At 38.9% G+C, this 23127-nt stretch carries 22 protein-coding genes; 9 read left to right on the forward strand and 13 right to left on the reverse strand.

From position 1 onward, the window contains the following. Positions 1 to 17: 17 nt before the first annotated feature. From ACRPLQ_RS15990 to argC, 4 genes are read right to left on the reverse strand one after another with little or no spacing between them, the layout of a single operon-like run. Complete coding sequence (locus tag ACRPLQ_RS15990) at positions 18 to 1172, reverse strand: acetylornithine transaminase (protein WP_028412386.1); 1155 nt, start codon at positions 1170 to 1172, stop codon at positions 18 to 20. Continuing rightward, entirely contained in the window at positions 1138 to 1962 is an 825-nt protein-coding gene (gene argB / locus ACRPLQ_RS15995; RefSeq protein ID WP_033578035.1) for an acetylglutamate kinase, read from the reverse strand. The genes ACRPLQ_RS15990 and argB overlap by 35 nt, the downstream gene beginning before the upstream one ends. Before the next feature lie 12 nt (positions 1963 to 1974). Further along, entirely contained in the window at positions 1975 to 3210 is a 1236-nt protein-coding gene (gene argJ / locus ACRPLQ_RS16000) for a bifunctional ornithine acetyltransferase/N-acetylglutamate synthase (protein ID WP_028412388.1), read from the reverse strand. Between the two features lie 45 nt (positions 3211 to 3255). Further along, the gene (argC, locus tag ACRPLQ_RS16005; RefSeq protein WP_165635458.1) at positions 3256 to 4299 is read right to left on the reverse strand and encodes an N-acetyl-gamma-glutamyl-phosphate reductase; all 1044 of its coding nucleotides are present in this window, start codon (positions 4297 to 4299) and stop codon (positions 3256 to 3258) included. A 352-nt stretch (positions 4300 to 4651) separates the two neighbouring features. On the opposite strand from argC, the gene ACRPLQ_RS16010 reads away from it, so the two are divergent. Next, complete coding sequence (locus ACRPLQ_RS16010) at positions 4652 to 5350, forward strand: Crp/Fnr family transcriptional regulator (protein ID WP_033578032.1); 699 nt, start codon at positions 4652 to 4654, stop codon at positions 5348 to 5350. Between the two features lie 31 nt (positions 5351 to 5381). On the opposite strand, the gene ACRPLQ_RS16015 is transcribed toward ACRPLQ_RS16010, so the two are convergent. Further along, complete coding sequence (locus tag ACRPLQ_RS16015) at positions 5382 to 5690, reverse strand: metal-sulfur cluster assembly factor (protein ID WP_013055384.1); 309 nt, start codon at positions 5688 to 5690, stop codon at positions 5382 to 5384. Positions 5691 to 5925: 235 nt separating this feature from the next. Here ACRPLQ_RS16015 and ACRPLQ_RS16020 point away from each other — a divergent pair, with 235 nt between their 5' ends. The 3 genes from ACRPLQ_RS16020 (at position 5926) to ACRPLQ_RS16030 (ending at position 7774) form a co-directional block, all read left to right on the forward strand. Then, the gene (locus tag ACRPLQ_RS16020) at positions 5926 to 6738 is read left to right on the forward strand and encodes a Cof-type HAD-IIB family hydrolase (RefSeq protein ID WP_028412391.1); all 813 of its coding nucleotides are present in this window, start codon (positions 5926 to 5928) and stop codon (positions 6736 to 6738) included. A gap of 121 nt (positions 6739 to 6859) precedes the next feature. Continuing rightward, positions 6860 to 7009: a hypothetical protein gene (locus tag ACRPLQ_RS16025; RefSeq protein WP_162200718.1), complete on the forward strand. Its 150-nt coding sequence runs from the start codon at positions 6860 to 6862 to the stop codon at positions 7007 to 7009. Positions 7010 to 7012: 3 nt separating this feature from the next. Further along, entirely contained in the window at positions 7013 to 7774 is a 762-nt protein-coding gene (locus ACRPLQ_RS16030; RefSeq protein WP_367077537.1) for a DUF3813 family protein, read from the forward strand. A gap of 37 nt (positions 7775 to 7811) precedes the next feature. On the opposite strand, the gene ACRPLQ_RS16035 is transcribed toward ACRPLQ_RS16030, so the two are convergent. After that, positions 7812 to 8651 carry a YitT family protein gene (locus ACRPLQ_RS16035; RefSeq protein WP_025749916.1) on the reverse strand — a complete coding sequence of 280 codons (840 nt, stop codon included), beginning with the start codon at positions 8649 to 8651 and terminating at the stop codon, positions 7812 to 7814. 255 nt (positions 8652 to 8906) lie between these two features. Between ACRPLQ_RS16035 and ACRPLQ_RS16040 the strand changes: the two genes are divergently transcribed. Both ACRPLQ_RS16040 and ACRPLQ_RS16045 read left to right on the forward strand, forming a co-directional pair. Continuing rightward, positions 8907 to 9767 (forward strand): DegV family protein, encoded by an 861-nt coding sequence (locus ACRPLQ_RS16040; RefSeq protein WP_154973607.1) that lies wholly within the window; start codon positions 8907 to 8909, stop codon positions 9765 to 9767. Positions 9768 to 9819: 52 nt separating this feature from the next. Next, a complete protein-coding gene (locus ACRPLQ_RS16045) occupies positions 9820 to 9951 on the forward strand; it encodes a DUF3941 domain-containing protein (protein ID WP_013055378.1) in 132 nt (43 codons plus the stop codon). 34 nt (positions 9952 to 9985) lie between these two features. Here ACRPLQ_RS16045 and ACRPLQ_RS16050 read toward each other — a convergent pair whose 3' ends face one another. Further along, positions 9986 to 10849 (reverse strand): CvfB family protein, encoded by an 864-nt coding sequence (locus tag ACRPLQ_RS16050; protein WP_432232125.1) that lies wholly within the window; start codon positions 10847 to 10849, stop codon positions 9986 to 9988. 255 nt (positions 10850 to 11104) lie between these two features. Here ACRPLQ_RS16050 and ACRPLQ_RS16055 point away from each other — a divergent pair, with 255 nt between their 5' ends. The 3 genes from ACRPLQ_RS16055 (at position 11105) to ACRPLQ_RS16065 (ending at position 14115) form a co-directional block, all read left to right on the forward strand. After that, entirely contained in the window at positions 11105 to 11596 is a 492-nt protein-coding gene (locus ACRPLQ_RS16055) for a YajQ family cyclic di-GMP-binding protein (RefSeq protein WP_014461618.1), read from the forward strand. A gap of 138 nt (positions 11597 to 11734) precedes the next feature. After that, positions 11735 to 12598, forward strand: a complete 864-nt coding sequence (locus ACRPLQ_RS16060) for an SDR family oxidoreductase (RefSeq protein WP_367077539.1) — start codon at positions 11735 to 11737, stop codon at positions 12596 to 12598. Between the two features lie 104 nt (positions 12599 to 12702). Further along, a complete protein-coding gene (locus ACRPLQ_RS16065) occupies positions 12703 to 14115 on the forward strand; it encodes a sigma-54 interaction domain-containing protein (protein WP_432236163.1) in 1413 nt (470 codons plus the stop codon). A 27-nt stretch (positions 14116 to 14142) separates the two neighbouring features. On the opposite strand, the gene ACRPLQ_RS16070 is transcribed toward ACRPLQ_RS16065, so the two are convergent. The 6 genes from ACRPLQ_RS16070 to ACRPLQ_RS16095 form a co-directional block, all read right to left on the reverse strand. Further along, entirely contained in the window at positions 14143 to 15561 is a 1419-nt protein-coding gene (locus tag ACRPLQ_RS16070) for an amino acid permease (RefSeq protein ID WP_098113546.1), read from the reverse strand. A 23-nt stretch (positions 15562 to 15584) separates the two neighbouring features. Beyond that, a complete protein-coding gene (locus ACRPLQ_RS16075; RefSeq protein ID WP_432232127.1) occupies positions 15585 to 17264 on the reverse strand; it encodes a M20/M25/M40 family metallo-hydrolase in 1680 nt (559 codons plus the stop codon). A 103-nt stretch (positions 17265 to 17367) separates the two neighbouring features. Next, complete coding sequence (locus ACRPLQ_RS16080; protein WP_013055371.1) at positions 17368 to 18573, reverse strand: ornithine--oxo-acid transaminase; 1206 nt, start codon at positions 18571 to 18573, stop codon at positions 17368 to 17370. 23 nt (positions 18574 to 18596) lie between these two features. Then, positions 18597 to 20144 carry an L-glutamate gamma-semialdehyde dehydrogenase gene (gene pruA, locus ACRPLQ_RS16085; RefSeq protein ID WP_432236164.1) on the reverse strand — a complete coding sequence of 516 codons (1548 nt, stop codon included), beginning with the start codon at positions 20142 to 20144 and terminating at the stop codon, positions 18597 to 18599. Positions 20145 to 20489: 345 nt separating this feature from the next. After that, on the reverse strand, positions 20490 to 21524 hold the full coding sequence (locus ACRPLQ_RS16090) for a LacI family DNA-binding transcriptional regulator (RefSeq protein WP_028412401.1): 1035 nt from the start codon (positions 21522 to 21524) through the stop codon (positions 20490 to 20492). Positions 21525 to 21581: 57 nt separating this feature from the next. Next, positions 21582 to 23096, reverse strand: coding sequence for an alpha-amylase family glycosyl hydrolase (locus ACRPLQ_RS16095; RefSeq protein WP_154973611.1), 1515 nt, complete (start codon positions 23094 to 23096; stop codon positions 21582 to 21584). Positions 23097 to 23127 lie beyond the last annotated feature (31 nt).

The following is a 23127-nucleotide window of genomic DNA, read 5'->3' on the forward strand; positions in this document are numbered from 1 at the left end:
ATTCAAAAAAATTTGTATTATGAAGTAATTTTTGTTTGGCTAAATGCTTCTTCAATGATATGAATCGCTTGGTCTAACTCTTCTTTTGTTACAGTTAAAGGCGGCAGCAATCGTACTACATGCGGTCCTGCTCCCAGTGCTAGCAATCCTTTTTCACGCATTGCTGCAAGCAATGCCGACTGATGTTCTCCGCATTCAATTCCAATCATAAAACCTTTTCCGCGAACATCTTTTACAAATGAATAATCTGCTACGCTATTTTTCAAAGCGTTGGTAAAATAAAGGCTTTTTTCTGCAACCTCTGCTAAAAATGCTTCGTTAAAAATAATGTTTAAAGTTGCTTTAGCTGAAGCTAATGCAATTGGATTTCCTCCAAAGGTTGTTCCGTGAGTACCAGGTCCAAACGCTTCTTTGAGATAGCCTTTTCCAATCATCGCACCAACCGGCATTCCGCTTCCTAACCCTTTAGCTGCTGTAATAATATCTGGTGACACATTAAAATGCTGATAGGCAAATGGTTTTCCTGTTCTGCCGATTCCAGTTTGCACTTCATCGACTATAAACAGTGCTTCGTGCTTTTTACACAGCTCTTGAATAGTTAATAAAAATGCTTCGGTTCCTGGAACAACTCCGCCTTCTCCTTGAATGACTTCAACCATAATTGCTGCTACGCTGTCGTCCATTTCCTGTTTTAATGCTTCTTCATCATTGTATGGCACGTAAACAAACTCATTAACAAGAGGACCGAAGCCATCATGAATTTTTGCCTGCCCTGTAGCTGTCATGGTAGCAAATGTACGTCCATGAAATGATTTTGTAAAGGTAATGATTTTATGTTTTTGCGTGTACTTGCGCGCTAATTTAATCGCCGCTTCGTTGGCTTCTGCACCGCTGTTACAGAAGAATACTGCATCACCGTTTGAATGTTCCACAAGCTTACCTGCTACATCTTCTTGAATCGATTGATGAAATAAATTTGACACGTGCCACACTTTATTTAACTGCTCTTCGATCGCTTTTTGAACATCAGGATGACGATGGCCTACGTTACAGACAGCGATACCTGAAATAAAATCTAAATACTCATTTCCTTTGTTATCTATTAATTTTGTTCCTTGCGCCTCTTCCACATGGATATCAAACCGTTGATATGTTGGAAACAATGAACTCATCGCTATCTTCTCCACCTTTTCCACTATATTTAATTGCTGTACCAATCAGCTTTCCTTCCTTATCTAAAAATCCATCAGTTCCGCTAATAATATGAACTTCTTCAAGTAAAGGAGATAACGCATTTACCGCTGATGTCACTTTTGGAATCATTCCGCCGTAAATTACTTTTTCTTCAATAAGTGCATCAATCTCTGACTTTGTAAGTTCAGGAAGCAATGCTCCATCCTTTAATACACCTTTTACATCCGTCACAAACATCAGCTTTTCAGCATTTACTGCTTGTGCAACGGCTCCGGCTGCCACGTCAGCATTAATATTATAGCTATTACCTTCTTCATCGGCTCCAATGGAAGAAATAACCGGAATGTACTGACTGTCAGTTAGTTGTTTTAATAATGTATCGTTTACGCCTTTTACTTCTCCAACGTAACCTAGACGTTCAACATCGATAGCCTCTGCTTTAAGCAAAGATCCATCAATTCCTGATAGTCCTACTGCTTTTAAGTTCGCTTTTTGTAGTTCTTTTACAAGATGCTTATTAACTTTGCCTGCTAATACCATCGTCACAACTTCTAATGCTTCTTTGGACGTTTTTCGAAGCCCATCTACAAATTCCGTTTCAATGTGAAGCTTGGTAAGCGTATCTTGAATATCAGGCCCGCCTCCGTGCACAACAATGATCTGATATCCACTCGCTTTTAACTGCTGAATACTTTCAAAAAAAGCGCTTGTTAACTGATTGATAATGCTGCCTCCGCATTTTACAACGACGATTTTTTCACTGCTCATTTCACTCTCTCCTTACGTTCGATAACTGGCGTTGATTTTCACATAATCGTAAGTCAAATCGCAGCCCCACGCCTTGCCAATTCCATTTCCCTGCTGCAAGTCAACATAGACTTCAACCGTATCATTTTCTAAATAAGCTTTTGCTTCTTCTTCACTAAATGAAACAGGCTGGCTGTTTTTTAGCATTTGGATATCACCTAACGAAACGTTCACCGCTTCTGGATTAAGCGCTACGCCGCTGTAGCCAACTGAACAAATAATTCGTCCCCAATTGGCATCGGCTCCATACATGGCCGTTTTCACTAAGTTCGAGCCTACAATTTGTTTAGCAATCACATTTGCCTCTTCGTTTGTATGAGCACCAGATACGTTTACTTCAATTAGTTTTGTTGCTCCTTCACCGTCGCGTGCAATTTGTTTGGCTAAATCTTCACACGTCAAGCGCAGTGCTTCATAAAATGACGTCCATTCAGGATGATCTGGTGTAAGCGACTGGTGATCAGCTTTTCCATTTGCTAAAACAACAACCATATCATTCGTAGACGTATCACCATCTACTGTAATTTGATTAAAGCTTTTATTTGTAATAGAACCCAGCGCATCTTGTAGTACTGAAGCTTCAACCTTAGCATCCGTTGTGATAAAGCTAAGCATCGTAGCCATATTCGGGTGAATCATACCTGATCCTTTCGCTGTGCCGCCAATCGTAACCGTTTTGCCGTCAATGGCTGTTTGATAGCAAGTTGACTTCATTACGGTATCTGTTGTTAAAATAGCCGTTTGAAATTCTTCTGCTTTTTCTTTGTTCGACGAAGGACTTAATAACCCAATGCCCTTCACGATTTTTTCCATATCTAGAAGCTCTCCAATTACCCCTGTAGAAGCTACCGCTACATGATGAGGTAGAATATTAAGCTTTTCTGCACATGTATTTCGCATTTGGTATGCATCTTTTAATCCTTGTTCTCCAGTACATGCATTTGCACATGCGCTGTTCACAACGATCGCTTGCAGCTTCTGCTCTACTGCTACACTTTCTTTTGTAACAGCTAAAGGCGCTGCTTGGAAAGCATTAAGCGTGTAAACAGCTGCGCAATTAGCTGGCACATCACTTACAATAACTCCTAAATCTTTTTTAGCATAACGTAAACCAGCGTGAACGCCATCTGCTGAAAAACCTAGCGGCGTTACAATTGTACCGTTCTCTATTTTCTTTATCTTTTCTTTCGTTTGTTTAACCGTAATCACTATACGTTCCCTCCTGCTTTTATCGTGATTAGTGATGCTGTGCTTTTATGGGAAGACAGGCAGTAGTCCAATACCCGTTTGCTGTTCAAATCCCATCATGATATTGGCATTTTGAATGGCCTGACCGGCTGCCCCTTTAACTAAGTTATCAATGACAGAAACAATCGTGACACGCTTTGTTCGTTCGTCAAATGCAATACCAATATCGCAATAATTTGATGCACTTACTTCTTTAGTAGACGGAAATTCACCAGCTTTTCGAACGCGAACGAATGGGGAGTTTTGATATGTATCTACATATAGCTGATGAAGCTCTTGTACTGAGCTCTCTTCAGAAAGTTCAGCGTATATCGTACTCATAATCCCTCGCGTCATTGGAACTAAGTGCGTACTGAACGTAACATGGCCAATTTCCTCATCCCACTTTTCTAAAATAGATTCAATTTCTGGGATATGCTGATGCTGATTAACTTTGTATATTTTCATATTTTCATTGATTTCAGCATAATGAGCCATTTGCGAAAGACCACGTCCTGCTCCTGAAATTCCGGACTTTGCATCAATGATAATAGAGTTTGATCTCACCATTTGTTTACTAACGAGAGGAGCTAGCCCAAGCAGTGTAGCTGTTGGATAACAACCCGGGTTCGCAACGAACGTACTGCTTTCAACTTCTTCTGCAAACCATTCCGCTAACCCATACACGGACTGTTGTAAAAACGCTTCGGCTGCAGCAGGCTTTTTGTACCACTTTTCATAAAGAGCTTCTGTTTTTAATCTAAAATCTCCAGATAGATCTACCACTTTTATTCCTTCTTCTATTAATTGAGGTACAAGTTTGCTAGAAACACCGGACGGAGTTGCTGTAAACACTAAGTCTAATTCTTTGGCCATGTTCTTAGGGTTTATATCTTGCAGTGTATATACAGTATTAGAAAGGTGAGGATAAACTTCTGCTAGTTCCATCCCATCCTGAGAGGATGAATAAACTGCATAAACATGAAAATGCGGGTGATTCGCTAACAAACGAATCAGTTCTACTCCTCCATACCCTGTTGCTCCAACAATTCCTACCTTGTATTCTTTCATTTTAAAACTCCTTTTTCCACGTATCTATTTGAATTATTTATCATTATAATACCGTATAAAAATAAAATCAAATGAATATTTAAAAAAACCAACACTTTATTCTATATTTTTAAACATTTTTATTTATTCATAAGTTTTTATTTTTATAACTATCTTTCTATTTTTGTTTAGAAATTGTTCACAGATAGTTTTGGAAAACACTGGTTGTTTTTGTGTATAATAAGAGTATCGATAAAAATCATCCGTATGACATTTCTTCATACGGCTAGTGGACGTACAGGATATACAGACTGTTCTAACTTAATAGATTAATAAGTAACAGTCGCAAAAATTTTGAGTAAAAGGTGATAACATGATGAACATCACAACGGATTCTTTTTCAAATGAGCTGCAGCAATTTTTTATGGACTTTGATCATAAAATTTCGTTTAAAAAAGGTGACTTTCTCTTTCAAGAAGGTTCACCTTCAACTCATTTATTTTTTATTACTTCTGGAGCTGTACAAGTAAGTAAAGTGACGCCGGAAGGACGCGAACTGACGCTTCAGCTGGCAAGTTCAGGAGACTTAATCGGGGAAGTTATGCTGTTTTGCGGATCTACTCCCCATATGCTTCAAGCAAAAGCCATTGAACCTTGTACAGCGATCAGCATTCAAAAACGGGTGTTAGAAAACGAACTAGCACAATACCCTGCTCTTTCCATGGAGTACATGAAGTGGATGGGACTTCAAATTAAGCGAATGCAGACAAAGTTTAGAGACTTAATTCTAAATGGAAAAAAAGGAGCTCTCTATTCTACTCTGATTCGCATGTCCAATAGTTTTGGGGTAATGAAGCCAAATGGTATTTTATTAAACGTAACGTTGACAAATCAAGAGATCGCTAATCTATGCGGGACATCCCGAGAAGTGGTCAATCGTATGCTCGCTGAGTTGCGAAAAAATGAAGTAATCTCAATGACAGATGGAAAAATTATCATTCATAAGCTCTCTTTTTTAAAGAAAGAAATAGACTGTGAAGACTGCCCTGTGGAATTGTGCAGAATTGAATAAGAAAAAAAGCCATCGTTGATGGCTTTTTTTCTTATTGAACACCTAATGCAATTTTAGCGTAGCGCGTCATGCGATCTTTATCCCATGGCGGGTTAAATGTGATATTCACTTCTACATTTTCTACTTCTTCAAGCGAAATTAATTGTTTTTTCACTTGTTCGCCAATCACACCCGCTAGCGGGCACCCAATAGAAGTTAACGTCATCGTCACGATAACCGTGTTGTTTTCTTCCATTTCCACCCCGTAAACTAAGCCTAAATTTACGATATCAACGCCAAGCTCTGGATCAATTACTTCTTCTAGTGATTCCATGATTTTATCTTCTAACTGTTTATCCATATTCATTCTCCTTTCTTTTACTTCCGTAATTATCTTCACGTATTAAATATACCCTTAAACAATTTATCGTAAGCAATCAATAACTATGTCTTACACCGTAACAAGACAACTTTTGCATGTCAATCGTTCTGCTTTGCTCATAAGGAAAAGTTGTGTAAAATATGGGAATACAAGCATGAATACTAGTAGAATTCAATATAATCGTATAACTACTTCAATTTAAAAGGAGCCCTATATGAGAAACGATCAACACTTAATCGCCTTAGATCTGGATGGAACATTGTTAACGAATGAAAAAACCATTTCACCTAAAACAAAACGGGTGTTAGAAAAAGCCAAACAAGACGGACATATTGTAATGATTGCAACTGGAAGACCTTATCGTTCCAGTGCTATGTATTACAGCGAATTAGATTTATCCACGCCTATCGTAAACTTTAACGGAGCGCTTGTCCATCATCCCCTTCAGCCTGATTTTGGCACGCATCACGAACCTTTAAATCGCCGAACTGTTCATGACATTGTGACAGCTATGCAAGACTATCGCATCAACAATATCATGGCAGAAGTACAAGATGATGTGTATCTTCATTTTGAAGATCGAAAATTAATGGATGTACTCAGCCTAGGGGATCCTAAATTACAAACGGGTGATTTGCGTCATACGCTGCAGCACGATCCAACGTCTATTTTAATTCACGCAGATGAAGAACATGTACAAGATATACGCTCTCACCTTTCAGATGTTCATGCAGAAGTACTAGAACATAGACGCTGGGGAGCACCTTGGCATGTCGTTGAAATTGTAAAAAAAGGACTTAATAAAGCTGTAGGTCTTGAGCGCGTAGCTAATCATTATCAAATTCCTCGCGAACGAATTATTGCATTTGGAGATGAAGACAATGATTTTGAAATGATTAAATTTGCAGGACACGGTATCGCCATGGAAAATGGTATTAGCGAATTAAAGCAGCTAGCGCGTGAAGTAACAAAATCGAATGAAAATGATGGTATTGCTTATTATTTGGAAAAAACGTTAAATTTATAACTTAGCTTTTTTTGAAAAGCAAGGTAAATTTTTATCGCTATCATTTTTTTTATTTAGCACACACTATAACCGACACTTCTTAAGGTGTCGGTTTTATTTATATTACGAGGAGGAATTTATGATGGGCAGAGGCAATCGATCAAAACGTTTTGTGAAACAAGGTGCAGACGCAGTTCAAAAACATGATGAACGAATTCCTTATCATATGACTATGGCGGAGGCAGAAGCATTTCAAGCTCACCAGCGCCAAACTCCTCATGGAGGACAGTAACTTATGAAAAATTCACTTTTTGGTCAAGTAAAAGATGCGATTCGAAACGCAGTATCCGGCCATTCAGAAGATCAGCTTCATCGTCAAAAGCACGGCAACGGTGAACTTGATATTTCAGAAGGCGTATTAAATAGTATTGCTTCTAACGCTTCTCCTGAGGAGCAAGAGCAGCTGAAGCAATTCCAAAACTCATTGCATCAAGCGTATGATACAGATGGAGAATCACATGGGCGCGAGAAAAGTGCAGACATTACGTCCGATACGCTGTCTCATATCGTTCAGAATGCTTCTTCCGAAGAGAAGGCACAGCTTGAACAGCTTCAAAGCACTTTAGAAGGCGGTCAGTCTCACGCTCACGGTGAAGCTCACACGTCCAGTGAAAGCGTGGCAGCTGATATATTATCTCATGCACAGCAAAATGCTTCTCCTGAAGAAAAAAGCCAGCTTAAACAGCTTCAAAGCACTTTAGAGGGCGGTCAGTCTCACGCTCACGGTGAAGCTCACACGTCTAGTGAAAACGTAGCAGCTGATATGCTGTCTCATGCACAGCAAAGCGCTTCTCCTGAAGAACAAGCTCAGCTTCAACAGCTTCAGAATACATTGGGAGCTGCTGGTCAAAATCATCAAACGTCTCAGGCTCATACGTCTGCAGCTTCTGATGAAAACATTGCAGCTGATATGCTGTCTCATGCACAGCAAAATGCTTCTCCTGAAGAACAAGCTCAGCTTCAAGAACTTTCTAATGACTTAAAAGGCACACATTAATAAAAAAGAGTCCAGGTAATGAATACCTGGACTCTTTTTAATCTTTGCGAAACAAACCAAAGATTCCCGTTGTTTGAACGATATTAGTAAATGCCTTAGGATCCACCTCTTTAATTACTCGTTCCAAGTCAAATAATTCATACCTAGTTAAAACAATCATTAGCATTTCTTTATCTTCGTTTGTGAAGCCTCCTTTAGCCGGTACCGCCGTAATCCCTCGCACGAGTTTGGCATGAATCGCCTTTCTTAGCTCCACTCCTTTTTTTGTTACGATCATTGCTGTAAGTTTGACATGACGCGTATGAATAACATCAATGACGCGAGTGGTCGTATAAAGCGTCACAAGCGTATAGAGTGACTTCTCAGCACCATATAAAAGACCTGCTAGCACGATAATAATTGCATTTAATATGAACATATAAGTGCCAATTGGTCGGTCTTTTACTCGAGACAAAATCAGGGCAATAATATCGAGCCCACCAGTTGAAGCTCCAAATTTCAATGTAATTCCTACCCCTACCGCTAAAATAACCCCTCCAAAAACTGCGTTAAGGATGATGTCTTTAGAAAGTGCTTGAATAGGAATAATTCCAAGAAACAAAGTTGTTGCAGCAACGCTGATAAAACTGTAAACAGTAAATGACTTCCCCACTTTTTTCCACCCTAAAATAGTTACAGGAATATTTAACAACAACAGCAGCACTCCAGTGGAAATAGTAAAAGGAGTGTAATCTGTCACGATACTCGAAACAAGCTGTGCTACTCCCGTAAAGCCGCTCGAATATACATTAGCAGGTATCAAAAACAAGTTGAGCGCAAGCGCATTCAATAATGCTCCTACTAAGACGACTATCGCTTTTTTTGTTTCAAGCCACATATTCAAATGACCGACCTCCGCTTTTTAACACTTCTTACTTCCTTATACCCATTTATAAAATGAATAAAGTCAGCATCTTTAAAATAGTTAGTACATATAGTATGTACGATTTGGCAGAATTAAAAAAACTTATTCAAAAATTGTATTTTCCTCAAAGTGCTTATACACTAATACTATGTCGTATATAACGCTTTTCAATGTTTATACATCAAACTCATTTCATATTTTATAAATGCAATTAGGAAGGTGACATTTATGTCAATTAAACTTTTAACCGATAGTGCAAGCGATTTGCCTTTATCCTTTTTTCAAGAAAATAACGTTGGCTTTTTACCGCTTCGCGTAAGCTTGGATAATCAAGAATTTTTAGATCTACAAACGATTGAACCAGCTTCTGTCTACGAAGCCATCCGTAAAGGCAAAATGCCAAAAACATCTCAAGCGGCTCCAACTACTATGTATGAAGTCTTTGACAACATAGCTAAATCAGGTGATTCGTGTATTTATTTAGCTTTTTCTTCAGAATTATCCGGTACATATCAAACAGCAATGATGATTCGAGAAGAACTCCTAGAAAAGTATCCCGATTTCCAATTAGAAATAATCGATACGAAATGTGCATCTCTTGGCCAGGGAGTAGTTACTTATTATGCAGCACAATTATTACACCAAAACCTCTCGCTAGTAGAAATGACAGAAAAAATAAAGCAATACGCTCTGCATATGGAGCATATTTTTACGGTTGATGACTTGGATTTTCTTGCTCAAGGAGGCCGCGTGAGCAAAGCTTCTGCTTTTGTAGGAGGTCTGCTTAATATTAAGCCGCTGCTTCATGTGGAAGATGGAAAATTGATTCCAATCGAAAAAATCCGCGGCCGTAAAAAAGTATTTAAACGCATGCTTGACGTGATGGAAGAGCGAGGAAAAAATCTCTCTTCTCAAACCATTGGAATTAGCCATGGAGATGATTTAGAAACAGCTCTTCAGCTGAAAGAGATGATTCAAGAACGTTTTGGCACCAAACATTTTATTATTAATATTATTGGTGCAGCCATAGGTTCTCATTCTGGCCCAGGGACAATTGCAGTCTTCTTTTTGAACGAAACCATCGAATAATTTAAAGAGGTCAGGGCATTCTAAAGGTACGATCAAAAAGGGGTGTATCACAATGCCAAAAACGAGCGATAACGATAAAAAAGCAAAAGATAATAACGCAAAGCTTCACGAAAAGAATCTGCAAGCTAAGCATAACCGTGAGCTTGGAAAACATTCATTTTCTAAAAAAACTGATCACTTATAAAAAGAAGCCGCTGAGTTTTCAGCGGCTTCTCCTTTTAGTTTTCTTCTTTTTTAAAATATGTCCATCCTTCTTCTTGATAAACTTTTCCTTCTTTCATCAGTTTACCAAGCGCACGTTTGAACGCAGCTTTACTCATATTAAAGCGCTCACGAATATCTTCTGGATAGCTTTTATCCCAAAATGGCATAACGCCACCGCGGCTTTCCATGTAATCGTATAGTACTTGTGCATCTTCATCCATGCTTTCTTGTTTGCGCGGAAGAAGCGATACGTTTAGCGTTCCGTCTTCTTTTACATTAATGACGCGGCCAGTTACATGCGTACCAAGCTTCGGTTCTTTACGTCTTTCGCTTTCGTGAATAAATCCAACATATCCTTCATCTGTCATAATAAATGAACCTACGCGCAGGACACGGTAGATATATCCGCTCACTTCACGATTAAAAAGTTCAGGTGGAGCATCTAATGCCATTGCTTTCATCACATCGTCTGTAGCAATTTTCCCGTACATTTTACCGCGCTTTGAAATCTTCATCGTACAATAAACTTTGTTTCCAACTTCTGGCCACAGCTCTTCTAACGCAGGTAAGTCTGTTGAACCAATTAACATATCTTTGTTCATGCCGATATTTACAAACACGCCTAAACCCGGATTAACATCTACGACTTCAACCCACTCATAGACACCTTCTTCAACAAGAGGTAAGTGCATCGTTGCCGTTAAGCGGTCGTGCTGATCAAGGTATAAAAAAACTTCTACTTCTTCCCCTTCAGCAAGTTCTCTTGTTGTTTCATTTTTATGTAGCAAAATTTCTCCTTCACCTTCTGCTAACATATAACCAATCGGCGTTTCCCGGTTTACTGTTAAATACGCTTTCATCCCAGCTTCTACATTCATCGTTCTATCCATCCTTTATATAAATTAGTAGTGATTGTTCCTTCACCACATACCTTCTCACTTTGCATCAAACAGCATTTCAAATTTCAAATCAACTAAAATGCATGCATTGTTTAAAAAAGCTGCTTCTATAGCTTACAACAAAAAGCATAACTTGTATTGTATCAATTACCGGCTCTCTATTCAATATCAGTTGTATACAGTTTGTGTTTTATTTATAATAAAAGAACAAACTCTTTACATATGGAGGTTATTATGGCTAAAGATAGTTCATTTGACGTCGTGTCACAAGTTGATTTATCAGAGGTAACAAACGGCATTACCATGGCAACAAAGGAAATTAAAACCCGCTATGATTTTAAAGGCAGTAAAAGCGAAATCTCGCTCGAAAACGAAGAGCTTGTTCTTATTTCTGATGATGAATTTAAGCTTGAACAGTTAAAAGACGTACTGATTTCTAAGCTCATCAAACGCGGCGTACCTACACGCAATATCTCCTACGGTAAAATTGAAAATGCTTCTGGAGGAACGGTTAGACAGCGCGCTAAGTTAATTCAAGGTATCGACAAAGACAACGCTAAAAAGCTAAATACAATTATTAAAAATACCGGTTTAAAAGTAAAAAGCCAAATTCAAGATGATCAGCTTCGCGTAAGCGGTAAAAATCGTGATGACCTGCAGCAAATTATTTCAGCTATTCGCAGCGCTGATTTACCTATTGACGTACAATTTATTAATTACCGCTAAAAATGGATGCCCCCGGCATTCATTTTTTCTTTTAAAGCCTTTTTTATCCGTTTAGGCTTATCCCTATGCATAGATACACTCTCTTAACAAATACTAGTATACGCTTACATACTCATATTAATTAAGGAGTGTATACTAATGAATCAAAATCAAAAACAAAACTTCCCTCCTCAGCATCAGCAAACTCAGCCAGGTATTGAGAAAGATATGCATCCAGTCCCTACCTCTATCGCTCCAGACTATAAGGCAAGCGGAAAATTACAGAATAAAGTAGCCGTTATCACCGGAGGAGACAGCGGAATTGGACGTTCTGTCGCTTATCATTACGCGAAAGAAGGCGCAAATGTTGCCGTAACCTATCTGAATGAACATGATGATGCAAATGAAACTAAAAAACAAGTTGAACGAATGGGGGCTTCTTGTTTGTTGCTTGCTGGTGACATAGGAGATGAACATTTTTGTCAAGAAGTCATCTCAAAGGCCATTCAGACTTTCGGAAAAATAGACATCTTAGTCAATAATGCAGCTGAACAGCACCCTCAAAAAAGTATTACGGATATCACGACTGAACAGCTTACCCGTACGTTTCAAACGAATATTTTTTCAATTTTCCATTTGACCAAAGCTGCATTGCCTCATTTAAAACAAGGAAGCGCTATTATTAATACAACGTCTGTGACAGCCTATCATGGGCATGACCAGCTGATTGACTACTCTTCAACCAAGGGTGCTATCGTGGCTTTCACACGTTCTTTGTCAGCTTCGCTCGCAACAAAAGGCATTCGTGTAAACGGCGTAGCTCCAGGACCCATCTGGACACCTCTTATTCCGTCTACGTTCGACGAACAGCAAGTTGCAACATTTGGGTCTAACACACCTATGAAACGAGCAGGACAGCCTTCTGAGCTCGGAGCGGCCTATGTATATTTGGCAAGCTCTGATTCTTCTTATATGTCCGGGCAAGTCCTTCACATTAATGGAGGATCCATTGTAAACGGATAACATTTCTCTTCGGTCATTCATTTATTTTTCTATGGAAACACTATCAGAATTCAGCTATTTTTGTTTAAATAGAGATATGAACACCGCTAAAGGAGAGTATTTGAATGACCGATACATTAAGCACTCTTAAACATATATATGAAACCATTTTAAATAAAGTCGATGCCGGTATCCATGCGGTCGATGAAACAGGAAAAACCATTATTTACAATGAAAAGATGACAAAGATGGAGCTGATGGATGAACAAGACGTTTTACATAAAAACTTGTTAGATGTGTTTATGTTCAAAGAAAATCAGCAAAGCACGCTTGTACAGGCGCTGCAAAAAGGAAAAGAAACGGTTAACGTCAAACAAACGTATTTCAACAATCAAGGACAAGAAATCACGACGATTAATAATACCTTCCCTATTTTAAAAAACGGTGTCATTCAAGGAGCGGTTGAAATTGCTCAAGACGTGACGAAACTAGAGCGTCTAATCCGGCAAAACATTAGGCAAAAAGGAAACACACGCTTTACGTTTGATAGCATCATCGGAAGCAGTCAAGCCGTTCACGATGTTATTGAAGACGCTAAGCGCGCCACTAGAACTCCTTCTTATGTCTTAATTATTGGAGAAACAGGCACGGGGAAAGAACTGTTTGCCCAAAGCATACATAATGGCAGCAGCCGCTCTTCCGCTCCTTTTATTTCACAAAACTGCGCTGCGCTACCGGATAATTTAATTGAAAGCCTTTTGTTCGGTACGAAACGCGGAGCTTTTACAGGTGCAATGGATAATCCTGGTCTTTTCGAACAAGCGCAAGGAGGCACATTACTGCTAGATGAAATCAACTCGTTGAATCCAAATCTGCAGGCTAAGCTTCTTCGAGTACTGCAAGAAAAAACCGTACGAAGAATTGGGGATACAGTAGACAAACCGGTGAACGTTCGAGTCATCGCGAACATGAATGAAGACCCAATCGATGCGATTGCAGAAAATCGATTACGTAAAGACTTATATTATCGACTTGGCGTCGTGACGCTTTTTATTCCTCCTCTTCGTGAACGAAAAGAAGATATTATTGAATTAACAAAGTTTTTCATCAAAAAATACAATGATTTGTTTCAGATGAATGTAAAAACCGTAGATCACCAAGTCATGTCTTCTTTTCTCTCTTATGACTGGCCAGGAAACGTACGGGAATTAGAACACATTATTGAAGGTGCAATGAACTTGGTGATGGATGAAGATGTTATTCACTATTCTCACCTTCCTTTTCAATACAGAACAAAGTTCCAGCTAAAGCAGCATGAACATTTTGAAGATAAAACAAGCGGTGAAGCACCCTCTTATCCAAGCGCTTTTCACCCTTCTCTTCCTTTAAAGGAACAGCTGTTAGCGTTTGAAGCAGAATGTATTAAACAAACGCTTGAACAACACAACCACAACATCTCAAAAAGTGCTAAGATACTAGGGCTGACTAGACAAAGCTTGCAGTATCGTATGAAACGATTAGACATCCGCTCTAAATAAAAAAGAAGTGCACGGTGCACTTCTTTTTTATTTTGCTTTATAAACCGGTGAATCCGATTGTTTTTGATTAATATTTTTCTTGATTCCTACGTGATAATACACGTAGAGTACAATAATTAAAGGGACCCCGCAGTAAAGACCAATTCGTTGATCCGGAATAAAAATTAAGCTGATTAATACAAGTCCATACAAACAAAAACCTAGAATAGGAACGAACGGATAAAGGGGCGTTTTAAATTTCAATTCCTTTACATCTCCCCCTTCCGCTAAAAAACGACGGCGGAACATAAATTGAGAGGCACAAATGGACATCCAAACAATAATGGTCACCATTCCTGAAATCGAAATAAACCAAAGATATACGGTTTCAGCAGCCACGACGCTTGTAATCAACGAGCATCCCGAAATAATCATCGTCACAATTAACGCGTTAATTGGAACACCTTTTGAAGATAATTTCTTTAAAGGTTTTGGCCCCATATTGCTGTTTGACAATGACCAAAGCATACGGGAAGCAGCGTAGACCCCAGAGTTCGCCACGGATAACACAGCTGTTAAAATGACAAAGTTCATGATATCCGCTGCATAGGGAATTCCAATTTGATCTAATACGGCAACAAACGGACTTTCAATAACTCCCGCTGTTTTGTATGGCAGAATAGAGACTAAAACAAACATAGCTAACACAAAGAAAAACAGCGTTCTCCAAATGACGTTTCGAATAGATCTCGGCAACGTTTTCTCAGGACTTTCACTTTCTCCTGCTGCAATGCCGACAAGCTCCGTTCCTTGAAACGAAAAGTTAACCGTTACTAAAGTCAATAAAACTGCCAGTATTCCATTTGGAAAAAGACCTGCGCCTTGGGTAAAATGTGAAAGAAACGGTGCGGGTTCTCCTCCTTTAAAATCAATAAAACCAAAAACAGCAGCTCCTCCAATTAAAATAAATAGAATAATAGCCGTAACTTTAATACTCGAAAACCAAAACTCAGTTTCAGCATAGCTTCGAGCAGAAAGAGCGTTAATTAAAAACGTAATGACGCCAAAAATCAAGCACCATGACCATATAGGTACATCAGGAAACCACCTCTGCATTAAAATTCCTGCTGACGTAAATTCAAGCCCTGTCGTATTTGCCCAGCTGAACCAGTACAGCCATCCAATCATAAAGCCTGTAGAAGGTCCTAAAAACCTTGTAGCGTATTCTTGAAAGGAACCTGAAACCGGCATTGCTACCGCTAGCTCTCCTAAACAAAGCATAACTAAGTACATGAGGAAGCCGCCTATTATATAAGCAAGAATGGCTCCTCCCGGCCCTGCCTGGCTAATAGTAAAACCCGAACCTAAAAATAGGCCTGTTCCAATCACGCCTCCTAACGCAATCATAAATAAATGTCTGCTTTTCATTGTTCTCTGTAATTGGTTTTGTTCTGTATGTCTATTCATCGGTACCTCCGTTCTTCATTTTCTTATATGTGGTTTGTACAAGCATGCCTACTTTTTAGCATCTGAACAGTTGTTTCTTGAATCAGCTTAGGAAGGACGCCGAACGAATAAGGCTTATACACTCGCTCTGTCCACTTATGTCCGTCTTTCCCATATACTCCTATATTGATGGACGGAATATTTAACTCTCGAATTTCACGGAAAGGAATCGCCCCTGCAATCCCCCACCCCGGAAAGTTACGTGTAAAAGCATCGATTTCCTCATCTGTCTCATGAAGAGATAAAAAGCTGCCATCCGCTAGGTAGGGAAAAAATTTTTTAAACTGAAACGTCTCTCCCGTCTGTTTTCCAACCTTCTCCACAGCCGCTTGTAAAGGATAAAGAAGCTGCTGATCTCTACTTTCGTCTTTCTTCAAGTGATTATGAGGCAAGTAAGGCGGTGCAAAAAAGACAATTACGCGCGGACTTTGATGCGGATCTAACTTTTGAAGTTCTTCAATTACTTTAAAGCACCTTGTTCTAAGTTCTAAATGCGCATACTGTTCGAAAGCTCGTTCAATACAAGCCTGAGCGTTTATCCCTTTTTGATCCAATTCTTCCAGATAATCTTCCAAACTCATAACATCCACTTTCCAAAACAAGTTTCGCTTTGGTAAATTCGTTCTTCGCGCAAAAAGTTCGTAATAATCAGAAAGTTTTTTCTCTACTTTTTCACATGCTTCGATTGATAATCCAATTAATTGACTCATCACTTCTTTTGCCGTTCGTTCATAGATGAAATAGTTAAAATACAAATGACTGCTTACGGCGGTTTGCACATTATAAGCCTCTTTATTATCTCGTTGATACAGACAGGAAGGTGGCAGTACCAGCTCTCCTTCAATATTTTCAGCTAGATTAATATTGTTATGGATGCTTCCCGTAATCTCAGATGCAATCAAATTAGGATCTATACCAGCAAGCGTATCTCCTACGTGTACCTCCCTTCCGTAAATATAAAAACATGGAAGCAGTTTCCCAGCAGCTCCTGTATAAATATAGCGCGTGGAATCTCCATCGTAAAGAGGTGTAATAAAGTCGGTATTAATCGCTGCTACATATGAAAGATTTTTCTCTTTTTTCAAACGGTTCAGTTCAGAAACAGCAGAAATAATTCCAGCATGCTGACTTTCCTCATCTGGGTTGACCATAAAAAGGACGTTTCCTTCTAATTGATTTGGATGCTTAGTAAAATGCAGCACATTGGCTAAATGTACAGCAATTCCACTTTGCATATCAACGGCTCCTCTTCCAAACATCCATTCACCTGAACGAGCATCTCGCTGTACATCTTCATTAATGTTATGCATAGAGAAATAGTGCTGAAGTTCTTCTGGATCTAACGCTATGTCTTTTAATGGACCAAAATCTTCAATGCCAACCGTATCTAAGTGAGCGTGATAAATCATTGTTTGAGCATTTTTTTTGCTGCCTTGAATAAAAGCAAATACATTTTTTCTACCTAGCGTATCGCCATTAATTTTCTGTTCCCAAACGTGAAGGGGATTTTCTTTGAAATAAGGAAAACTTTGAAGCGTGTTTTTAATGAAATCAGCAATCTTTACTTCGCCGCTTGTCCCATTGATACTTTTGATTTTCACTAACGCTTTTGTTAAACATTCAACTTGCTCTTCTATGCTTAGCTGTGAGAGTTGGGTATACACTTCTATTCCTCCTGCCTATCAAATAAAAACGTTATTTAGCTGCATATGAACAAAAATAGTACGATATATACATATCGTACTATTTTTATTTATTTTAAACCGATTACTCAGCAAATACTTTTTCAATTCGTTCAATTGCCCAGTCCAACTCTTCTTTTGAAATCGTTAGGGGCGGAGCAAAACGAATAACCGTACTATGCGTTTCTTTACAAAGCAAACCTTGGTCTTTTAATTTTTCACAATAAGGACGAGCCTCTTCGTGTAATTCTACCCCGATGAACAGGCCTCGGCCGCGCACTTCTTTAATAACTGGATTGCTTAAGCTTTGGAGCTTCTGCTTGAAATAAGAACCTAATTCTAATGAACGCGCTGGAAGTTCTTCATCTTCAATTACTTCCAAAGCAGCTAATGATACGGCACAAGCAAGCGGGTTTCCGCCAAACGTTGAACCATGAGAACCAGGGTTAAAAACACTTAAAATGTCTTCGTTAGCAACTACGCAAGAGATAGGGAAAACTCCTCCTCCAAGCGCTTTACCTAAAATCAGCATATCTGGTTCTACGCCTTCCCAATCACAAGCAAACATTTTGCCTGTACGCGCTAAGCCGACTTGGATTTCGTCCGCAATAAATAACACATTATGTTCTTTACATAAGTCAGCTGCAGCTTTTAAGAAGCCTTCTGGAGGTAAAACGATACCTGCTTCGCCTTGAATTGGCTCAATTAAAAATGCGGCCGTATTTGGTGTAATAGCGGCTTTTAACGCTTCTAAATCACCGTAAGGAATCGTTTGAAGCCCTGGAAGCATCGGTCCAAAACCACGTTGATATTCTGCTTCGGATGATAATGAAACAGCTGTCATTGTACGACCGTGGAAGTTGCCCACACATGCGATGATTTGTGCTTGATTTTCAGCAACACCTTTCACATCGTAAGCCCAGCGGCGTGCAGCTTTAATGGCTGTTTCAACCGCTTCTGCTCCCGTATTCATTGGAAGAGCCATATTTTTATTTGTTAATTTACAAATCTTTTCATACCATGGACCAAGCTGATCATTATGAAACGCTCGTGACGTTAACGTTACTTTATCAGCTTGACGTTTTAATGCTTCAATAATTTTCGGATGACGATGTCCTTGGTTAACAGCGGAATACGCGCTTAGCATATCCATATATTTATTATTTTCTGGATCGTGTACCCATACGCCTTCTGCTTTTTCAATTACAATCGGCAGCGGATGATAGTTATGTGCCCCAAACTTTTCTGTTTGCTCAATAATTTTCACCGTTTTTTGTGTTTCAGTTGTCATATTTATTCCTCCTTATTTTCCAATTAAAATGTTTCAGATGTTGTTTTTGCTTGCATGTGAAGAACTAGATAATCCGGTCCCCCTGCTTTTGAATCCGTTCCTGACATATTAAATCCGCCAAAAGGCTGGTATCCTACAATCGCTCCTGTACATCCTCTGTTAAAATACAGGTTTCCAACATGGAACTCTTCACGGGCGCGTTCAATATGCTCGCGGTTATTTGATAATAAAGCGCCTGTTAATGCATATTCTGTATTGTTTGCAATCTCCATCATATGATCAAAATCTCGCGCTTTAGAGAATGCTACTACCGGACCAAAAATTTCTTCTTGCATGAGACGAGCTTTTTCATCTACATCCGCAAAAATAGTTGGCTGAATAAAGTATCCAGTTGAATTGTCTGCTTCTCCTCCCGCAACGAGACGCCCTTCTTCTTTTCCAATTTCAATATACGATAATACTTTATTGTACGAAGCCTCGTGAATAACAGGTCCCATATAAGTCGAAACTTCTTCCGGGTTGCCAACAGTTAATGTTTTTGTTAGCGCAACTGCTTTTTCAAGCACTTCATCATATACATCTTGATGCACAACAGCACGAGAACCTGCGGAGCACTTTTGCCCTGCAAAACCAAATGCAGAATATACGATTGAAGAAGCTGCTAAATCAAGATCAGCATCTTTGTCTACAACCACCGTGTCTTTTCCGCCCATTTCAGCTATAACACGTTTTAGCCATTTTTGCCCCGGCTGTACTTTTGCTGCTCTTTCGTAAATGCGGCAACCCACTGCACGCGAGCCGGTAAATGAAACAAAGCGTGTTTTTGGATGTTCCACTAAGTAGTCACCAATTTCAGGTGTAGCACCAGGAATAAAGTTTAATACGCCTTTTGGTAATCCTGCTTCTTCCATTACTTCTACAAATTTCGCTGCTACTACAGGAGTGGCATCAGCTGGTTTTAATAAAATCGTATTTCCGGTTACAATAGCTGCTACTGCGGTTCCAGCCATAATAGCTAACGGGAAGTTAAATGGTGAAATAATAATACCTACGCCAAGCGAAATATAATTGTACTGATTATACTCACCGTCTCGGCTCTGTACTGGGGAACCGTCTTTTAATGTCAGGACTTGACGTGCATAGTACTCTAAAAAATCAATTGCTTCTGCTGTATCAGCATCTGCTTCGTTCCAAGGCTTTCCTGCTTCTTTTACAAGATAACTAGAAAATTCATGCTTTCTTCGACGAATGATGGCCGCTGCGCGGAAAAGAATATCTGCTCGGTGTTCTACTTTCCACTTTTTCCACGTTTCAAAAGCTTTTAGAGCTGACTGTATTGCTTGCTCTGCTAGATCTTTATTTACTGTAGATACATATCCAATTACTTCTTTTATGTTTGCTGGGTTAACAGACGTAATTTTCTCTTCGCTCTCCACTTTTTCACCGTTGATTACAAGTGGATACGTCTTGCCAAGCTGTGTATTCACATATGTTAATGCTTCTTGAAATACCTGTTTATTGTTTTCGTCCTTAAAATTTGTAAATGGTTCATGAGAATAAGAAACTACCATGATATATGCCTCCTAGTATGCAAATCTTTGTTTACTTTATAGTTATGCAAATAGCGTGCCAACTTTTAATAAAACTTTACAGCCTCTTTATCATCAAGGCTTTCACTACTAATATCATTCTTTCTTTTTGATAAAAGAAAAAATAATTGGCATATGTATATTTTTTTGGCGCTTAAAATGCCAATTTTTTTTGCGTAAAGAGGATGTTGAGACATACCTAAATCAATTCAATCTAAAAACGAAAAAATCCGAACGAGTTTGATTCTCCATCAAGAATCAAACTCGTTCGGATCTTCCTTCAACTACACTACTTTTGTCTCAGCCTCTTTCTATTTGTGTATTACGTTATCTTTTCGTCATTTGAATGGTTTTGCAGGACTGTCTTTTAATCATTTTGTGAGGAACGCGCACTTGTTCTGCAACAGCATATGGCGTTTCAATCTGCTTAATCAAGCAGCTTACAGCCTGATAACCAAGTTCAAAAATATTAATATCAATTGATGTAAGAGCTGGTCTAGCCATTTCAGCGATTAAGACATTATTAAAACTGACAATAGAGATGTCTTCAGGAACCGAAATTCCCATTTCATCCAATGTATTTAAAACGCCTAATGCCATTAGGTCATCTGCTACTACTAGAGCCGTTGGACGTTCTTTTAGAGATAAAAGTTCGCAAACAGCTTCTTTTCCTCCCTTCTGTAGAAATTCTTCATGAATCACATACTCATCCCGGTAAGGAATGTTTGCTTTTTGAATCGCTTTATCATAGCCTGTTAAACGGTCAATGGTAACGACTAATTCAAGACTTCCACCAATAAAAGCAATACGCTCATGACCAGATTCAATTAAATATTCCGTCGCTTCTTTTCCAGCTTTAAAATTGTCGTTATCAACAAACGTGATGCTTTCACTATGCTTAAACGGCTTTCCAATAACTACAAACGGAACGCTCTGTTCTTGCAAATAAGAAAGTACTTGATCATCAACTTTGGAGTACAGCAAAATTAATCCATCCACTCGTCTTCCCTGTACCATTTGAACAACTTCTGCAAAAATCTCTTCTTCCGTTTCTCCAGTGGACATATAAATCGCTCTTTTGTTTTCGTGAGCTCCGGTGCTGATTCCTCTTAGCACTTCTGGGAAGAATGGATTTTGAAACACCTTGTCTGCTGAGCTCGGCATCACTAGGCCGACTGCCTCTGTCGTTTGATTTGCTAGACTTCGCGCAATAATATTTGGGTGATAACCAAGTTCTTTCATAGCCGATCGCACGCGCTGTTTTGTTTTTTCACTAATTCTTGAGCTGTCTGCAATGACGCGAGATACCGTCGAAGGGGCTACATTTGCTAAATTTGCCACATCTTTTATTGTTACACCCATAATTCCACCTCTTAATTATGTTTTCTTCATTACTACTTATCCAATATAGTTTGACAACTACGACGCGCTGTCCTTTTTATGAGATTGAGAAATTTTCTTTTCTTTTCTTCTTTTTGACGATGCTTTGTACAAAAAGATGCCGAATCCCGTATAAACAGCGGCAACCGCTGCGATATATCCAATATTAACCCCTGAATTTTTCACTACTTTATATACATTTGTCGTCTCAGGCTCCAATGAAATGTTGTATACATCGTCAACTGGTCGTATAATTCCTTCCGTTATTAACCCTCTTAATTCATTTTCTTTTCCAACTTTTTTAAGCGGTACATTAATGGCCGACGTTTCCTTTGTATTATTAATCACAACAAACGTCGTTTCGTCCTTATACCTTCTCTTGTATACGGCCACACCTTTTTGCTCAGACACAATGGTAAAGCTTCCTTTTCGAAGAGAAGGCGATTTTGCTCTAAGTTCAGCCAGTTTTTTTAAATGATCTATAATATCGGGATTAGCTAAAAAATTCATCATGCCATAATTTTCTGCTCCCTTTCCCCCATTCAGCGCAATTTCTGTTCCATAAAAAACGATCGGTACACTCGGCGCAGTATAAAGGTAGGAAAGCCCTTGCTTTGTTCGGGCTCCAGGATGGTTTTCACTCTTTAATGCTTTTGCTGTAAAACGTGTGCTATGAACATCATCTAAAAAATTGGCTAAAGGCAAATTACTTCCTTTTTCCCACTTGTCATACAACATTTTCTGCGGACGATTAGTACCGCTAAACGTAGCAGCAGTGGCTTCGGCTAGCGTTCTATCTACAAGCAAATCCATTCCTAATGAATCAGCCTGCTCACTTTTTTTTAATGAATGCCCGTTTATTTCTCCTATTAATAGAAAGGAAGGATCCATGCTTTTTAACGTCTGAGAAAAAGATGAAATAAATGCAGAAGGAGCTTGATCGATATCTTTAACGTAATATCCGTCAATATCTGCTTGTTTGCTCCACCAGGCAGCATTTTTAATAAGGTATTTCTGCACGGCGCTTTCTTTTAAGTTAAGGTGAGGCAATGCTTTAATTACTTCGTTATCCGTACCGGATTCATTACTTATCCATGTTCGTTTTCCTTTATCTGCTATCCAGGTATGATTGTTACTGATTGTCAAAGGAAATTCGACCATAATTTTTATATTGCGCTCATGTGCTTTCTTCACAAGATTTTGTAAGTCTTTTAACGTTCCAAAATGATCGTCTATTTTATAATGGTCGGTCACCGCATATCCATGATAGCCTGTCTCATCATTTTCCATAAAAGGAGTCAATAAAACAGCGGTAAATCCCATCTCTTGAATATAGTCTAACTTTTGTGCTACTCCCTGTAAATCGCCTCCATAATAGGCATCTGAGCGTTCATAGTTAACATTTCGATCATTCTGTTCACTTCCGTTATAAAAACGGTTAATCATCAATGAGTATATCACCTCATCACGTATATCTTTATGATCTTGCGCTGAGGCGCTGCTTCCAAAAAGCAATAATAGTATAAGTAGCATACTTGTCCTTTTCCATTTCATCTATTCCCCTCCTATAGACGAACTGTTTCAA

The sequence above is a fragment of the Priestia sp. TRN 1309 genome (genome assembly GCF_050846875.1).
Lineage (GTDB): Bacteria > Bacillota > Bacilli > Bacillales > Bacillaceae_H > Priestia > Priestia zanthoxyli.

Coding starts and splice junctions, on each gene's coding strand:
- ACRPLQ_RS16050 (WP_432232125.1), bottom strand. CDS start 10,849: ATGAATGTAGAAGCTGGGATGAAAGCGTATTTAACAGTAAACCGGGAA.
- ACRPLQ_RS16040 (WP_154973607.1), top strand. CDS start 8,907: ATGTCAATTAAACTTTTAACCGATAGTGCAAGCGATTTGCCTTTATCC.
- ACRPLQ_RS16020 (WP_028412391.1), top strand. CDS start 5,926: ATGAGAAACGATCAACACTTAATCGCCTTAGATCTGGATGGAACATTG.
- ACRPLQ_RS16070 (WP_098113546.1), bottom strand. CDS start 15,561: ATGAATAGACATACAGAACAAAACCAATTACAGAGAACAATGAAAAGC.
- ACRPLQ_RS16095 (WP_154973611.1), bottom strand. CDS start 23,096: ATGAAATGGAAAAGGACAAGTATGCTACTTATACTATTATTGCTTTTT.
- pruA (WP_432236164.1), bottom strand. CDS start 20,144: ATGGTAGTTTCTTATTCTCATGAACCATTTACAAATTTTAAGGACGAA.
- ACRPLQ_RS15990 (WP_028412386.1), bottom strand. CDS start 1,172: ATGAGTTCATTGTTTCCAACATATCAACGGTTTGATATCCATGTGGAA.
- ACRPLQ_RS16010 (WP_033578032.1), top strand. CDS start 4,652: ATGATGAACATCACAACGGATTCTTTTTCAAATGAGCTGCAGCAATTT.
- argC (WP_165635458.1), bottom strand. CDS start 4,299: ATGAAAGAATACAAGGTAGGAATTGTTGGAGCAACAGGGTATGGAGGA.
- ACRPLQ_RS16060 (WP_367077539.1), top strand. CDS start 11,735: ATGAATCAAAATCAAAAACAAAACTTCCCTCCTCAGCATCAGCAAACT.
- ACRPLQ_RS16045 (WP_013055378.1), top strand. CDS start 9,820: ATGCCAAAAACGAGCGATAACGATAAAAAAGCAAAAGATAATAACGCA.
- ACRPLQ_RS16080 (WP_013055371.1), bottom strand. CDS start 18,573: ATGACAACTGAAACACAAAAAACGGTGAAAATTATTGAGCAAACAGAA.
- ACRPLQ_RS16055 (WP_014461618.1), top strand. CDS start 11,105: ATGGCTAAAGATAGTTCATTTGACGTCGTGTCACAAGTTGATTTATCA.
- ACRPLQ_RS16015 (WP_013055384.1), bottom strand. CDS start 5,690: ATGGATAAACAGTTAGAAGATAAAATCATGGAATCACTAGAAGAAGTA.
- ACRPLQ_RS16035 (WP_025749916.1), bottom strand. CDS start 8,651: ATGTGGCTTGAAACAAAAAAAGCGATAGTCGTCTTAGTAGGAGCATTA.
- ACRPLQ_RS16090 (WP_028412401.1), bottom strand. CDS start 21,524: ATGGGTGTAACAATAAAAGATGTGGCAAATTTAGCAAATGTAGCCCCT.
- argB (WP_033578035.1), bottom strand. CDS start 1,962: ATGAGCAGTGAAAAAATCGTCGTTGTAAAATGCGGAGGCAGCATTATC.
- ACRPLQ_RS16065 (WP_432236163.1), top strand. CDS start 12,703: ATGACCGATACATTAAGCACTCTTAAACATATATATGAAACCATTTTA.
- ACRPLQ_RS16030 (WP_367077537.1), top strand. CDS start 7,013: ATGAAAAATTCACTTTTTGGTCAAGTAAAAGATGCGATTCGAAACGCA.
- ACRPLQ_RS16025 (WP_162200718.1), top strand. CDS start 6,860: ATGGGCAGAGGCAATCGATCAAAACGTTTTGTGAAACAAGGTGCAGAC.